We start from the raw sequence: 16086 nt of genomic DNA, 5'->3' as shown, positions 1-16086 counted from the left end.
AAGTCTTTCCATGTATGAGATGATAATATTGAAAGCAGTCGGTATCGAAAATGGAGAATGCTTGCGCATAGCTAGCGGAAATGAAGTAAGGATGGTAAACTAAGGTTGAAAATGGTGAAAATGAGTGAAAATAAGAGCAAATGAACATACATAAGAGATTTAAGCCGAATGGAAGAATGTAACGCAGCCGAGGAGGGGTACAGTTGGAGCAAGCGGCAGATAAAGGCACACTACGAGAACGATTCAAACAGCGCCGAAAGGCGGTAATGGAGAAGGAGTACACTGTATCCAGTGCAGAAGTATGCAATCATGCTTCTGCCTATTTCGCGCAGCTGCGGGAACATTTGAAACGCCCTCTTCGGATATTTGGCTATTGGCCATTTGGAAGAGAATTGGACATCAAACCCTTGCTTGCTGCATGTTTAGCAGTTGGAGATCAGATTTACTTGCCGCGAACGATCCCTGCTACACGAACAATGACACTGCATCGATGGGATGACCAGACGACGTTTACGGATGGCTGCTTCGGACTCCGTGAACCTGAAGCACATACGGACTTGCTGCCGAGCGAAGAATGGACAAGTTTAGACGTGATTATTGTACCTGGTATTGCGTTTGATACCGAAGGCGGCAGACTCGGATTAGGGGCTGGATATTATGATCGCTTCTGGCAGTCTTATATGGAGAGCTTCACGAACAATCAAGATATCGAAGGGGATCTCTCGGTCGTGCGGATAAGCTGTGTCTATTCTTGGCAGATTACTGATGATGTTCCAATGGAGCCCCATGACATTGGGGTGGATCTGCTTATTTCCGAAGAAGGCATAATTTTTTGCGAGCAAGGAAGGATTTCGCAGGAAGAGCTCGAACTTGGATTGCAGTAGCAGACTCATGGTACTGATTAGACTGCCACTTTTTATATTGGACTAGACAGACACAACTGAGAAAATATAAACGAGCTTAGCATGGAACAAGAGATTATTATGATGAATTGGCGAATGGCGGAAGGAGGAATGGACATGCTTTGGAAAGTGGCGATATTAACAGCAAGTGATAAAGGTTCACGTGGCGAACGGGAGGATACGAGCGCACAGGTTATCCGTGAGCTAGTCGAGGAAGAATTGCATGGTGAGGTTGTAGAATACCGGATTGTGCCGGATGAGGTCAATGATATTTCAGCATCATTAATTGAGATGGCTGACTACTTCCAAGCGGACTTAATTATTACCACCGGAGGAAATGGATTAGCTCCGCGTGATGTGACGCCTGAAGCGACGATGAAGGTGATTGATAAGGAAGTTCCTGGATTGGCAGAAGCAATGCGGTACGCAGCTATGCAGCGAACCCGAAAGGCAATGCTGTCTCGTGCAGTCTGTGGAATAAGAGGCAAATCACTCATTATCAACTTGCCTGCAAGTCCAAAGGGTGTACACGATCATTTGCTGGCGATTATCGACCAGTTGCCGCATGCTTTGTACGCGGTTAGCGGGAATTTGAGCAGTGCGGACGAATTCGAGTAGTGTGCCGAATTTGGAATGATTTTCATAAATTTGTTACAGTTCATTGGTATTTTCTACATATCTAGTATGTTATGATGTATATCATAGCATTTCATTTTATAGAGGCAATGAAAGGTGGAATTACAAGGTGTTTAACGGAATCGGGGTTTCTGGTGTTCTGTTGCTGTTGATTATTGCCTTGTTATTGTTCGGACCGAATAAACTTCCTGAGCTTGGCCGCGCATTTGGCCGCACTTTACGGGAGTTCAAAGCAGGTGCTCGCGATATTATGGGCGATGACGAAGAATCTAAGCCTGTTCGCAAGGAAGTGCAGCATGTAGATGTAGAGAAGTCTGAACAGCCTTCTCCTACGGCTTCGGCGACTCATTCCGAATCACAGCGGCGTTTGCCGGAATAATGCTTCATTGGTGTCACAACCTACTGGCTGTGACCTAGCGAAGATTGCAACAATGTGATGAACAGGCTGGTGTAGCAATGTCGATAGAAAAGGAAGACCAAATGACAATGGTCGAGCACATTGTCGAACTGCGCAAACGGATTGTTCTCATTCTGGTGGCGCTTGTTATTGGGCTTGTAGGCGGACTTATTATAGCTGATCCGATCTATACCTATTTGCGCAGTGTCGAGCCGGCCAAAAATATCCCCCTACATGGATTTTCGCTCTGGGATGGCATCAATATTTATATGAAGTTCGCCTTTATTTTTGCCTTGGCGATTACGCTGCCGATTACGCTGTATCAACTGTGGGCTTTCGTTAGTCCGGGCTTGAGAGTGATAGAACGGCGAGCGGCTCTTCGTTATGTGCCCTTTGTGTTCGTATTATTTTTGTTAGGGCTGTCATTTGCGTATTTTGTTGTCTTTCCGATGGCTTTCGAGTTCACTTCTAGTATTAATAAGCATATGGATCTGCAAGCAACGTATGGGATTACGCAATATTTCTCGTTCATGTTCAATATATTGCTCCCGATATCGCTGCTGTTTGAGCTGCCAGTTGTGATCATGTTCCTGACACGAATACGGTTGTTAAATCCGCTTCGGCTGCGCAAAATGCGCCGTTTAGCGTATTTTATCTTAATTGTGTTAGGTACGATGCTGTCGCCGCCGGATGTCATTTCAGACATCTTGGTGTCGATTCCGCTGCTCATCCTTTATGAGTTAAGTGTGTTCTTGTCTTCAATTGTTTATCGCAAACAGATAGCAGAACAGCTTGCTTGGGAGAAAGAGTTCGATGAATCAGCAGATGCGACAATCGCTTAAGTTATAAATGCAGGTAGAGAGAGTGTGATTCGATTTGCACTTTTCCTTACCTGCATTTTTTGTTTAAATCAGCCCGTCTTTATAAGCTTTGGAGACATAAGGGTTATAAAAAGTTAAAAATTTTTAAGCGAATACCCCCTTGCAATCGAATCTTAAAATCAGTATCATAAGAATTGTTATTAGCACTAACCACTATCGAGTGCTAACACATTACTAATTTTGTTGTGGAGCCTTTGTCCGTACTGTCGGGCAGCGGATTCTTCACTTTATAACTCTTGTTTAAAAGGAGGCTATTTTTCATGATCAGACCTTTAGGTGAACGCGTATTGATCGAGGCAATTGCGAAGGAGGAAACTACAGCTTTCGGAATCGTATTGCCGGACACTGCCAAAGAAAAGCCGCAAGAAGGTAAAGTTGTGGCAGTAGGTAACGGAGTGTGGAAAGACGGCCAACGTGTGGCTTTGGAAGTAAAAGAAGGCGACCGCGTGCTGTTCTCCAAATACGCTGGAACTGAAATTAAATTCGAAGGCAAAGAATACTTGATTATGAAAGAAAGCGACATCCACGCAGTAATCGGCGAATAGAGCCGGAGAGCGTATGCGCTCATTTTGCAATCACATGATCACGTTCCAGAGAGGGAACCGCTGAATCACATACATGAAGATGAATGAATGAACATATTGATACGAATTGAGGAGGGTTTCACTAATGGCTAAGGATATTTTGTTCTCTGAAGAAGCACGTCGTGCGATGCTTCGTGGTGTAGATGCTTTGGCAAATGCGGTTAAAGTGACACTTGGACCAAAAGGTCGCAACGTTGTATTGGAGAAGAAATTCGGTTCTCCGCTTATTACGAATGACGGTGTAACAATCGCGAAAGAAATCGAGTTGGAAGATGCATTCGAAAACATGGGTGCACAACTCGTTAAAGAAGTAGCTACGAAAACAAACGACGTTGCTGGTGACGGTACAACTACAGCTACGGTTCTGGCTCAAGCGATGATTCGCGAAGGCTTGAAGAACGTTACAGCTGGCGCGAACCCAATGGTAGTTCGCAAAGGTATCGAGAAGGCTGTTCGTGCAGCAGTTGAAGAATTGCACAACATTGCGAAGCCGATCGAAGGCAAGCAAAACATTGCTCAAGTTGCAGCGATCTCTGCAGCTGACGATGAAGTAGGTACGTTGATCGCTGAAGCGATGGAGAAGGTTGGCAAAGATGGCGTAATCACAGTCGAAGAATCCAAAGGGTTCAACACAGAACTTGAAGTGGTTGAAGGTATGCAATTCGACCGTGGATACATCTCTCCATACATGATTACAGACACAGACAAGATGGAAGCTGTTCTGGACAATCCGTACATCTTGATCACAGATAAGAAGATCTCGACAATCCAAGAAATCTTGCCAGTATTGGAGAAAGTCGTTCAACAAGGCAAGCAGCTCGTTATCATCGCTGAAGATGTAGACGGCGAAGCACTTCCTACATTGGTTCTGAACAAATTGCGCGGTACATTCACTTGCGTAGCTGTTAAAGCACCAGGCTTCGGCGACCGTCGTAAAGCAATGCTGCAAGATATCGGCGCATTGACTGGCGGCCAAGTCATCACAGAAGAGCTCGGTCTCGAATTGAAATCGACTACGATCGATCAATTGGGTACTGCTCGCCAAGTTCGCGTAACAAAAGAAAACACAATCGTTGTAGATGGCGCTGGCAACAAAGCGGACATCGATGCGCGTGTGAACCAAATCCGTACGCAATTGGAAGAAACAACTTCCGAATTCGACAAAGAGAAGCTGCAAGAGCGTCTTGCTAAATTGGCAGGCGGCGTAGCAGTTATCAAAGTTGGTGCGGCTACTGAAACAGAATTGAAAGAGCGCAAATTGCGCATTGAGGATGCTTTGAACGCGACTCGTGCAGCAGTTGAAGAAGGTATCGTTGCAGGTGGCGGTACTGCGCTTCTGAACGTATATAATGCAGTTGCAGCTGTTACTGCATCCGACGATGAGCAAACAGGCGTGAACATCGTCCTGAAAGCTCTTGAGTCCCCGGTTCGTACAATCGCTGACAACGCTGGTCAAGAAGGCTCCGTTATCGTTGAGCGCTTGAAAAATGAAAAAGTTGGCGTAGGCTACAACGCTGCTACTGGCGAGTGGGTTGACATGATCGTTCAAGGTATCGTTGACCCTGCAAAAGTAACACGCTCCGCGTTGCAAAACGCAGCTTCCGTTGCAGCTATGTTCTTGACAACTGAAGCGGTTATCGCTGACAAGCCAGAGAAAGAAAAAGCCGGCATGCCTGATATGGGCGGCATGGGTGGCATGGGCGGAATGGGCGGCATGATGTAATAGAATCATTTTCGAAGCAATTCGAAGATGGTCGACCGCGCCTAAATTATCTACATTGATTATGAGAAGCTTCTCATTCGTTCTCTGAACGTTTGAGTGGCTTCTTTTTTTATTGGTTTCTTTTACTGCATATAGATGTTCCTCAGCCATATTCTAGATGGCGATTGAGCGCATCCGTTCTGATGAAGAGGCTGTTGGTACAGTCTGGCAGCAAATGGCCCGTCTTCGTGGACAAGGCGATCAGTTTTAATCAGTTAATAAGTGAACCTATCCGTTATCGACAAAGCAGCTATTCGCGCACAAGCGCTGGATAGCTGTTCTTTTTGTTGAACTCAGTGATCGAATTCCTGTACACGGAGCTGAAGTTATCTTGATATATCCAGTTTGAGGAATTATTTTTAACATTTTTTTCATTTACCTATTGTATGTAGTGTATCAAGTGATATAATACACTACATACAAATGATACACCAAAGGAAGGAGCTCATTGAATGACATGATTGTTGCGGAATGTGAATCACGTTGGATTTAAGCAAACCACTATACGAGCAAGTGCTCAATCGAATCCGAAGCTCCATCCCGGATCAACTTACAGAGACACGCCGCGGAGAGCAGAGAAATGCTGCATCATTCATACCAAGGTAGGTATGCGTTATTTCCTTAACAATACTAATGAGCGAAATGAGGAGTATTGATGAAGACAGAATTTTCGATAAGACACCCATACTGGGCGGCAATACTTGTAGGATTGCTTTGCACTTTGATGACAGCAACCGGCTTCGCTGTAACGAAGGCTATCGGGTTAGACGATGATCATAGCTTGTTAGTATTGGCAGCTTTTCTCGCTGTATCAGCCATTATTGGGTTTATGATTATGAAGAAGTCACGGTTTTCGTTATATGATTACGGATTCCGTTATAGCGAGGCTAAGAGCAGTAGTAAGGTTATGTTTTACATTCCGCTGCTCGTAATTGAAGTGCTTTCTATTGTAGCGTATGGCTTCAGTGGTGAAATACGTCCGGTACAATATGTGTTTACCCTGTTATTTACGATTTCGATTGGTTTCAATGAGGAAATCTATTTTAGGGGGTTGGCTCTAAGGTACATAGGGGAAAAAGGAATTAAAGCGGCGATCATATGGTCGTCGGTAATATTTGGGGTATTACATATGGCGAATGCATTTGGTGGCCAAAATATTGGCTACAGCTTACTGCAGGTTGTTTATGCTTTTCTGGTTGGTATTGTATTCGCGGAGATTGTATCGATTACGAAGAGCTTGTGGTTCGTAATTGTATGGCATGCCGCACATGACTTTATCTCACTTCTGACAGAAGGCAGTATCGAAACTGGAATTATTATACTACCCGTGCAGGTAGCACTTTTATTGTTTTATGCGATCTATCTTTGGAAGAAGCATATTGCGCAAGAGAGTAGCATCACTAATTCTACTGATCAACAACCTCAAATGTCGCAATGAGCGACTCTATAAGATGAGTGCCTCAGCTCTATTTGCTGGGGCACTCATTTTGTTCTACAGCTTTGTATACGATCATCTTTCTTTGTTCAATACTTTCCTTCTGAATCAGTTTCTACTCTACCGCCTTGTTTAGGGAGATGCCTGTGTCGAGCATTCGGCGGTTAAAATTTTTATACCCTCTTTTTATACCCTCTTTTTATACACCCTTATTGCAAACATATAAGCATCATCGTATCCGTATGTCCGCGCAGTAGGTCGGATGTGATCTTGTTCTCGCTCATACAATCACCTCCACAACTGCATAATAAAATATATTACACTGACAGTCAAGGTACTATATTTATTATAATACTCTGTTCTAAATAAATGGTGCATCCCCCTGGCTAGATCGCGTGATTCCTTTTTTTTGCTTTCACTTTCTTTTACAGACACTCCATATGGGGATGACCTGGATATTACAATTTGGGGGTAGAATTCAGTAGCAATACATCTACCATTCTGTAACAGATAACAAAGGAGAGAGAAAAGATCACATGCGAATACGCAGAAAATGGTTGTCTCTGGCATTGCTGGGGAGCATGCTGCTTGGCGTGCTGCAGCCCGCATTGGCGCAAGCTTCACCTGGATTCGATTATACCAAGGTACCGAAGCTATTAATTACAGAGCTGGTGCCGGATACGAAGAATGTGAATTCGGCTGACGGTTATGAGAGCATTGAGATTTACAATAATACGAACCGAGACATCAACTTCAGAGATTACAAAATCGTGTATAACAACGGCAGCAACAATGACTGGCCGCTTACGGATAAGAAAGTTCCCGTGATCATCAAGCCGCATCAGACGATCGTGCTCTGGATCATGAACGGTAGTAATTCGAACGAGACGGCTGATGCATTTAATACCAATTATACAATTAACGGATATACGTCCAATTTGATTGAAAACACGAATCTGTTCCGGATTGATGCCGGCGGAGGCATGGCGAATACGGGAGACCGCAGCGTAGCAATTCATACGCTAGGCGGTGTCGAGATTGCCAAAGCGGCTTATTCGGTAACCAAGTCCAAAGAAAATTACGGCATTCACTATAATTATCCAATAGATGCAAGTAAGAATATGGCGATGGTAGGCGCAGCGGAATCGCAACCGGCTTCCCCGGGAACCGTTGAGGCGATTCAAGTGCCGGCATTCCCTTCGGATATCGGGGAACCGCCTGCTGCTACGACTCTGAATTTCGATCACGTGCCGGCAAGCAAGACGCTCGTGAATCAAGATGTGCCGATCGATGCGTCCATCACAGGCAACCTGACTTCAGTTACCGCTTCCGTATACTATAAGACAGACGTTCAGACGGCTTATACGCCGCTAGTGATGGCGTCGGCAGACGGCGTGAAGCATACGGCTACGATTCCGGGCCAAGCGGTCAATGATGGCAATTTGCTTCAATACTATATTGAAGCGGCGGACGGCAATCTGCAGCCGGAGCGTACGGGTACATATGCGGTCGAGGTCGAATCTTTGCCGCCGGTACAAGGGGACAAGCTTCAAATCGAGCATACTTCAGCGAAACAAGTCGATGCGAAGGATCTGCTCATTACTGCGAAGCTGAACAATCCGGATAAAGTCAAAATTGACAAAGTAGAGCTGCTGTACAAGTCGCCATCGCAGGCGAAGTACACCCTGCTGACAATGAAGCAGCTGCAACCTGATGGCAATGATTATAGCGTCACCATTCCGGCGAAGGCGTTCGTCGAATCCACGCTCGATTACACCATTCGTGTGAAAGACGTCGAGAAGAGCTACACCGTGGATGTCAATATTCCGCCATTTAACGCGGCGAAGGTGCCGTCATTGCTCGTGACGAAGATCGTCCCGAACACGACGAACGTACCGAACACGTCTTCGGACGCATTCGAAATGATTGAAGTGTACAACAATACCGATGCACCGATCGATTTTAAGAACTATAAGGTCAACTATCGATATCCTGATGATGGGCCGGAAGCTGATTTGAAATGGCCTACGACCAAAGAGGACTTCATGATTCCGTCCCAGCAGTCGGTCGTGTTCTGGATTAAGAACGGCGCGAACAATAGCTATACGGCTGCGGATTTCAACAACTTCCACAAGACAAACTTGGTTGAGGATGCGAACCTGTTCGTAATCATGAGTGACGGCATGGCGAATTCGGGTCGCCGTGGTATCGTCATTAAGACGAACACGGGCAAAGAAATTTCTTATGCCAATTATGACGCAACGACCGTATATGAAGGCGGCGTGAGTGACGAGACCAAGGAAGACAAAGCGATTCTATTCAAATATCCAATGGACGGCAGCATCACGATGATCAAGACAAGTTCCGGGCTCGCGGCGCCTACTCCTGGCGTGATCGATCCGGCGCTCGTTCCGGCTGTGCCTGTACATGTCGAGCAAGACACGACGCCGCCAAAGGCAGAAGACCGCTCTGGCATAACGTCGGTAGAGCAATCGCAGAACCTTGATCTGAAAGCTTTTGCGGATGATGAGAGGCAAGTGGCGACAGTAAAAGTCTATATCCGCACGGACAAAGAAGCGGATTATACCGGTTATGCACTGACGCAGAATTTCACTGATTCGTTGTATCATTATCTCGTGCCTGCAGCTACGCTGATCGGCAGCAAGTATATTGAATATTATTTCATGGTATCTGACGGTACAAATGAGGTGGAGACGGTAAAGGCCAAGGTGGACATCACCGGCAAGCCGGGTCATGATCCGCTCCGTCTCAACGTGAAGAACGGGGATATCGTGAACGGCACGAAGACGTTGAAAGGGACGTCGGAGACAACGCCTGCGAATACGTTGAAGTTAAGCGTAGACGGCCAAGCGATTACACAAGGTTCGTTCGATGCATTAGAGCATGATGCATACTTCGTCTTCGAAGCGAAGAACGTGGACTATTATTTCAAGAATGCCGTCACGATGGGGCCGGAGAGCGAGAAGGATAAGACGATCCTCTATACATTCATGGATCCGATTCCGACGTATACGACATTGACTTTTAAAATCGATGCGAGCCGCTTCCATATTGGTGCGGATAACGTGATCTATATTCGTGCAGGTTCGAAGACAAGTCCATTCGATGACCGCAAGGAAGAGAATAAAGACGATTTCGAAGTACGAAACGTACGCTTAATGCTAGCGGATGGTACCGAGATTTGGGATCCACTCTACGTGAAGGGTAAAGAAATCAAGATCGGCGACAGCCCGGGAAAAATGGAAGGAATCGGTTTCAACTTCAATCTGGATGCGAAGTACTTCCAGTCGCGCGCCTATGCTTGGGATACGACCAAAGTGGCGGACGGTGCGCATCAGGTGAAAGTGACCGATAGCAACAACGTTGACGTGACAGCGAATGTCACGGTAGACAATACGCCGCCTTCGATCAAGCCGAATGTTGAAGAAGGCAAGCAGTACCGCGGCAGCTTCAATCTGGATGCGGAGATAAAAGACCAGATTGCCGGCGTAGACCAAGTGATCGTGAAGCTGGATAACCAAGATATTAAGCTTCCCTATGTTTTATCTTCCGGCAGCATGAAGGCGGGCAAGCACACGCTGACGATTACGGCATCCGATAAGGTGGGCAATCAAGCGGAGCGTACGGTCACATTCACGACGCCGGAGGAAAATCCGCTGAAGCCGGAATTGATCGCGCCAACGCAAGGTCAATCCGAATTGGGCGGCAGCGTGGGTCTGAAGGTGAAAGTGCAGGATCCGACGAATGATCCGATGAACGTCACGTTCTACAGAGGCTTCCAATATGATGGCAACCGCACTGCAGAAGGATTCACAGGCTTCATGAACGCATCCGATACCGAACCGCCGAAAGTCATGATTCCGGAAGGAGAGCAGACATTAACGGCGGAGGATTACCGTAAGATCAGCGCAGAAGACGGCGATTACTTAGTCAATGACGCAGTGGAGCAATTCCCATACCAACGTTATCAGATTAAGCTTGACCCAGCGGTTCAGAAGACAGACCGCGTCGATATCGTCTGGAAGGGCAAATCGATCGAAGGACGTAAAGTCAGCTTGTATGCTTGGAACGAGAGCGCGAAGAAATGGGTGCAGCTCGTTACCCGCATTGCAGGCACAGAGGATTTCGAATTGAAGTCCACGGTTAAAGTTGAAGACTATGCAATGGGACAGACAATCCAGATCATCGTGCAAGATGAGATCGCGGAGATGAAGGAACTCAAGTCTGATACGGCCCAAGATACGTATGATTTCTCCTTCGTATGGATGTCGGATACGCAGTACTACTCGCAGAGTTATCCTCAGATTTACAAGAAAATCGTGAATTGGGTGAAGGATAACAAAGAGAGCAACAATATTAAATATGTCATCCATACGGGAGACATCGTCGATAAATCCTATCAAGAGTATCAATGGCAGGAAGCGGACGAGGATATGAAGGTGTTGGAAGATGCCAACATTCCTTACGGCGTGCTTGCTGGTAACCATGATGTTGGTCACCAAGACAACGACTATACGAAGTACTGGCAGTATTTCGGAGAACAGAGATTCAAGGATATGCCAACGTACGGCGAGTCCTATCAGAACAATCGCGGACACTACGATCTCGTTTCGGCCGGAGGCAATGATTTTATCATCGTCTATATGGGCTGGGGCCTGGGTGACAAGGAAATCGACTGGATGAATGAGGTCGTGGCGAAATATCCAGAGCGTAAGGCAATCTTGTGCTTGCATGAATACATGCTCGTATCCAATAACCGTGCCCCGATTGCCGATAAGATTTTCGAGAAGGTCATTAAGCCGAACAAGAACGTCATCGCGGCATTGTCCGGACACTATCACGATGCGCAGCTGAAGATCGATGAGCTGGAGGACGACAACGGCGAGAAGCGCAAAGTCTATCAGATGCTCGCGGACTATCAAGGCGCGCCGGAAGGCGGTCTCGGCTATATCCGTCTGATGCAGTTCGACATGAAGAACAACAAGTTTCACATCAAGACGTATTCGCCATATTTGGACGATTATAACTATTATGATCCTGAATTCTATCCTGGCAAAGACGAGTTCTCGCTGGATTTGGATTTACAGCCGAAGATCAAACGCGTCGCAACCGACTACATTGGCGTGAAGGTCTATAGTGAATTACCGATCGGCAAAGTGAATAACGTGAAGAGCGGCCAGCAGGCAGCTTTTACTTGGAACGGTCTCCAAGGCGATAGCTACTATCAATGGTATACGAAGGCAGAAGACGGCAACAGCGGTCAAGTGTTATCGGATATTTGGGGCTTCTATACAGGTAAGGTGAGTAATCCTGATCCAGGCCCTGGTACTACGAAACCAGATCCAAAGCCAGAACAAAAGTCTGATCCAAAACCTCAGCATAAGCCGGAGACTTCTTCGGACAAAGGGGTTATGAGCATTAAACCGGGCGCGGATGGCGCTTATGCGGTAGATCGCGCTGCGCTTGAAAAAGCAGTCAATCAAGCAGAGCACGGTAAAGTGGCGATTAAGCTCGAGGCAGCGTCTTCGGAACAAGCGGCTCAGCTCGTATTGGATGCGGCTGGTGTGCAGAAAGCGAAAGAGCGCAAATTGAGTATTGAAATTGTGGGATCTGGATTTACCGTGACGATTCCGGCAGCTTCCTTGCCGAATGGCATTGCAGATGCGGATCGCATCGTACTTCATATTGATCCGACGATGAATTCCTCAATCCAGACGGCAATCAACGAGGCAATCAGCTCGAACGGTGAACTGAAGTCGACAGGCGTAGTCTTTACGATTAAGCTCGTTACGTTCAAAGGAAAGACAGAGACGGCGGTTCAGCAATTCAGCGGTTCGATTACCGTGAAGCGTACGCTAACGGCAGAGCAACAGAAGCAGCTGCAAAAAGAATACGCGAATATGTATCGTCTGGTGGGCGGCAAAGCAGAGCTGATAGATGGTACGTTCGATGGCAGCACAATTAGCTTCACGACTGATCAATTGGGGCAATTCGCAGTGCTCGAGGTTCACAAGCAGTTCGCTGACTTAATCGGCGGTTGGGCTGATGAGTACATCCTCAAGCTGGCTGCGAAGAATATCATTAGTGGGATGGAGAATAACCAATTTCGCCCGAACTTGCATGTATCGAGAGCGGATTTCGCGACGCTCGTCATCCGTGCTCTGGGTATCCAAGCAGCAGAAGGACAGACGCCATTCGCGGATGTAGCGGCAGACCGTTACTATGCAGGCTATGTGAGCAAAGCGGCTGAACTGGGATTAGTACAGGGCAGCAACGGCAAATTCCGTCCGACGGAGCCGATTACGCGCCAAGAAGCGGCGGTGATTCTGAACAAAATGGCAGAATACATGAAGAAGCCAATTTCGGGATCGTCCTCCGTGCCAGCATTTGCTGACTTGGGCAGCATTGCCGGCTGGGCGAAGGATGCGGTGACGAAGCTGCAAGCAGCGGGTATCATTAACGGCAAAGACAACAACCGTTTCGATCCGCGCGGCTCAGTAACGAGAGCGGAAATCTCGAAGATGCTGTATATAATGTTGAATAAGTAACGAATACGCGCAGAACCCAAAAGACCGTCAGGGATCATCCTGACGGTCTTTTCATGAGCTGGAAGTTCAAATGCAAGCATACGAGGCTGAAGTATCAGCTTCAAGATGGACGCTGGATCAAGACCTTGTTGTGGGCTTAATGGAAGATTTGAACGTTGATCCAGCTGTATAGAACATACGGTTTAAGTCATACTAATCGGGACTGGACAGTAGCAGAGGCGTAAAAGATCCCTGATTCTGAACTTCTTCAATTTTTAAAATTTCAAAAAAATGGTGTTGACAGACGGTTTAATAAGTTCTAAGATTGTCAGTAATCTAATATTGAATAACCCGATGAAAGAGCGAAGTAGCAATGTTGTCACTGTTCTCAGAAAGCCAGGGGTTGATGCGACCTGGTACACACAATGAATTGCGAATTACACTCTGGAGGTTCTTAGGTAACGCTAAGCGGATTGGCAATCGATATCATTGCCGAGAGTGGTATGAATAGTGGCTGCAGCACTGTTCATGCAAGCTGGGTGGTAACACGGTTAATTAATCGTCCCTATGTCTACAATAGACAAGGAGACGATTTTTTTGTTTTTCTAAACCTATAAGGTAGCGTTTTGAACTTACATTCTCAATTATCAAATATAAAATCACACCAAGGAGCTGAATCACAATGATGAACATTATCGATGAATTGGAATGGCGCGGTGCCATTAATCAACAGACAGATGCTGAAGGTTTGCGTAAATTAACAAGCGAGAAATCGATATCATTATACTGTGGTGTTGACCCTACTGGGGACAGCATGCATATCGGACACTTGATTCCATTCATGATGCTGAAGAGATTCCAGCTTGCAGGACACCGTCCGGTGATCCTGATTGGTGGAGCAACAGGGACAATCGGCGATCCAAGTGGCCGTACAACAGAGCGTACGCTGCAAACGATGGATCAAGTCCAAAATAACGTAGATGCATTGACTGCGCAAATGAAGAAGCTGTTCTTGAACGAAGGCGACACTGGCCTGCGCATGGTGAACAACTACGATTGGACTCATAACGTAACCATTCTTGATTTCCTTCGCGACTACGGGAAGAACTTCAGCGTCAACACGATGCTGGCGAAAGATATCGTAGCAAGCCGTCTCGATACGGGGATCTCCTTCACTGAGTTCTCGTACCAGATTCTTCAGTCGATGGACTTCCATCACTTGTTCGTTAATGAAGACGTACAACTGCAAATCGGCGGCGCGGATCAATGGGGTAACATTACAAGCGGCCTTGACTTGATTCGCAAAAAAGAAGGATCAGAAGCTAAAGCATTTGGTTTGACAATTCCATTGATGCTCAAAGCAGATGGAACGAAATTCGGTAAAACTGCTGGCGGTGCAATCTGGCTCGATCCGAACAAAACGACTCCATTCGAGTTCTACCAGTTCTGGGCAAACACAGATGATCGTGACGTAATTAGATACCTGAAATTCTTCACATTCTTAACGCAAGAGCAAATCAAGACGTTGGAAGAGAAAGTACAAACTGAGCCGCATAAACGTGAAGCTCAACGTGTACTTGCTGAAGAAATGACCAAATTCGTTCATAGCGAAGAAGCATTGGTACAAGCTCAGAAAATTACAGCTGCCTTGTTCAGCGGAGACATCAAAGCGCTGACTGCAGATGAAATCGAGCAAGGCTTCAAAGATATGCCTACATTCCATGCTTCTAAGGAAGAGAAAAACATTGTAGACTGGCTCGTTGATCTTGGTATCGAACCATCCAAGCGTCAAGCGCGTGAAGATATTGCGAACGGTGCAATTTCGATGAATGGAGAAAAAGTAACGGATCTGGAAATGACAGTTACTGTGGACAATTCCTTCGATGGCCGCTTCATTATTATCCGTAAAGGGAAAAAGAGCTACAGCCTCGTGAAATTGGGAGAATAGCTGCTCATGAAATTTGGAGAATAGCTGCTACAGCTATTCTCTTTCCTTTATCTCCTTTAGTTAGGGGGCAGGATAACCAAATGCCAGAATCGTGGAAAAAATCGCTGCAAAGTGCTCTACTGAATCATCGCATTATATCGGCTATCAATCAGGACATGCAAGTCAATTGGCTTATGCTCGATCTCGGGATTGCCGAAGTGGCTCTCGATCAACTGAATGAAGAACTTGACCGTATGCTGATTGCGTTCAATCGATTATGCAAGTATAAACAGGTAAAGCAGATATCGCTAGGCTGCTTTCGAATGTTGGATATTATACGAAATGAAGAGAGTTGCCAGCCTAAGCTACATATTCTGCTTCCAACAATTAAGAGTTATTTTCAAGGCAGGTATTATATTAAGGCAGAGTCGTGGTTGTCTCTATGGTGCAGAGCTTTGGATAAAGAATCTGTAGACCATGTGACCGTGAACGTGAAGGTTGTGAACCCAAAGGGCGATCAGCAGGCGACTGTTCAAAAGATGGACGAAGGCTTAGACAAGCTTGTAGTGAATAGGGGACAACGAAGGTTGGAGAGTAGTGAGCCAAGTACCCTACTCCCTTCTCGCAGATTAATCGGATACAGCAGAGTGATGAAGGAATATATGGAGAAGTTGAAGCCTGCTCCTGTATATGATTTGAGCGAGTACCGAACAGAAGATGTCGTAGCGAACGCTGCATTCGAAATCATGCTCGATTGGTATCCTGGGATACGGCTCAAATAGATCATCATCCTAAGAAATAGAGTCATCATTTAATTTATATAGATGATAGAAGTTTGAAGGACTGGATTGAGACAAAATCCAGTCCTTTCTTTGTACGGAACGTCACCAATGAATACTGCTTGGTTCAAAAAAGTGGGAGTTGAAGAGAAATTATACACTATCTGATGCAGATTGAGCGCATTAATCTATAAAGGCAATTAAAAGATCAAAAATTGAAATGTTTGGCTATGAT

General features: G+C 46.1%; 10 protein-coding genes and 1 other annotated feature. All 10 genes read left to right on the top strand.

Annotated features, from left to right (window positions below; all coding sequences use genetic code 11):
• Positions 1–203 precede the first annotated feature (203 nt).
• The 10 genes from PBN151_RS01795 (at position 204) to PBN151_RS01750 (ending at position 15854) form a co-directional block, all read left to right on the top strand.
• Positions 204–884 (top strand): 5-formyltetrahydrofolate cyclo-ligase, encoded by a 681-nt coding sequence (locus PBN151_RS01795; protein ID WP_072727402.1) that lies wholly within the window; start codon positions 204–206, stop codon positions 882–884.
• A 135-nt stretch (positions 885–1019) separates the two neighbouring features.
• Positions 1020–1520 (top strand): MogA/MoaB family molybdenum cofactor biosynthesis protein, encoded by a 501-nt coding sequence (locus PBN151_RS01790; protein WP_028531653.1) that lies wholly within the window; start codon positions 1020–1022, stop codon positions 1518–1520.
• A 127-nt stretch (positions 1521–1647) separates the two neighbouring features.
• Positions 1648–1917 carry a twin-arginine translocase TatA/TatE family subunit gene (locus PBN151_RS01785; protein WP_021254328.1) on the top strand — a complete coding sequence of 90 codons (270 nt, stop codon included), beginning with the start codon at positions 1648–1650 and terminating at the stop codon, positions 1915–1917.
• Positions 1918–1994: 77 nt separating this feature from the next.
• On the top strand, positions 1995–2777 hold the full coding sequence (tatC, locus tag PBN151_RS01780; protein WP_072727401.1) for a twin-arginine translocase subunit TatC: 783 nt from the start codon (positions 1995–1997) through the stop codon (positions 2775–2777).
• 299 nt (positions 2778–3076) lie between these two features.
• A complete protein-coding gene (gene groES, locus PBN151_RS01775; RefSeq protein ID WP_021254326.1) occupies positions 3077–3361 on the top strand; it encodes a co-chaperone GroES in 285 nt (94 codons plus the stop codon).
• Positions 3362–3485: 124 nt separating this feature from the next.
• A complete protein-coding gene (gene groL, locus PBN151_RS01770) occupies positions 3486–5123 on the top strand; it encodes a chaperonin GroEL (RefSeq protein ID WP_021254325.1) in 1638 nt (545 codons plus the stop codon).
• Positions 5124–5817: 694 nt separating this feature from the next.
• The gene (locus tag PBN151_RS01765) at positions 5818–6600 is read left to right on the top strand and encodes a CPBP family intramembrane glutamic endopeptidase (RefSeq protein ID WP_051614011.1); all 783 of its coding nucleotides are present in this window, start codon (positions 5818–5820) and stop codon (positions 6598–6600) included.
• A gap of 533 nt (positions 6601–7133) precedes the next feature.
• Complete coding sequence (locus tag PBN151_RS01760; RefSeq protein ID WP_072727400.1) at positions 7134–13166, top strand: S-layer homology domain-containing protein; 6033 nt, start codon at positions 7134–7136, stop codon at positions 13164–13166.
• 324 nt (positions 13167–13490) lie between these two features.
• Positions 13491–13715: a binding site (T-box leader), on the top strand.
• Positions 13716–13830: 115 nt separating this feature from the next.
• A complete protein-coding gene (tyrS, locus tag PBN151_RS01755; RefSeq protein ID WP_065291396.1) occupies positions 13831–15093 on the top strand; it encodes a tyrosine--tRNA ligase in 1263 nt (420 codons plus the stop codon).
• An 80-nt stretch (positions 15094–15173) separates the two neighbouring features.
• On the top strand, positions 15174–15854 hold the full coding sequence (locus PBN151_RS01750; protein WP_072727399.1) for a protein rep: 681 nt from the start codon (positions 15174–15176) through the stop codon (positions 15852–15854).
• Positions 15855–16086: the final 232 nt, after the last annotated feature.

The sequence above is a fragment of the Paenibacillus sp. NAIST15-1 genome, from assembly GCF_001894745.1.
GTDB classification, from domain to species: Bacteria; Bacillota; Bacilli; order Paenibacillales; family Paenibacillaceae; genus Paenibacillus_B; species Paenibacillus_B suaedae.
Note: the sequence above shows the minus strand (reverse complement) of the source record. Positions and strands in the feature narration are given on the sequence as shown.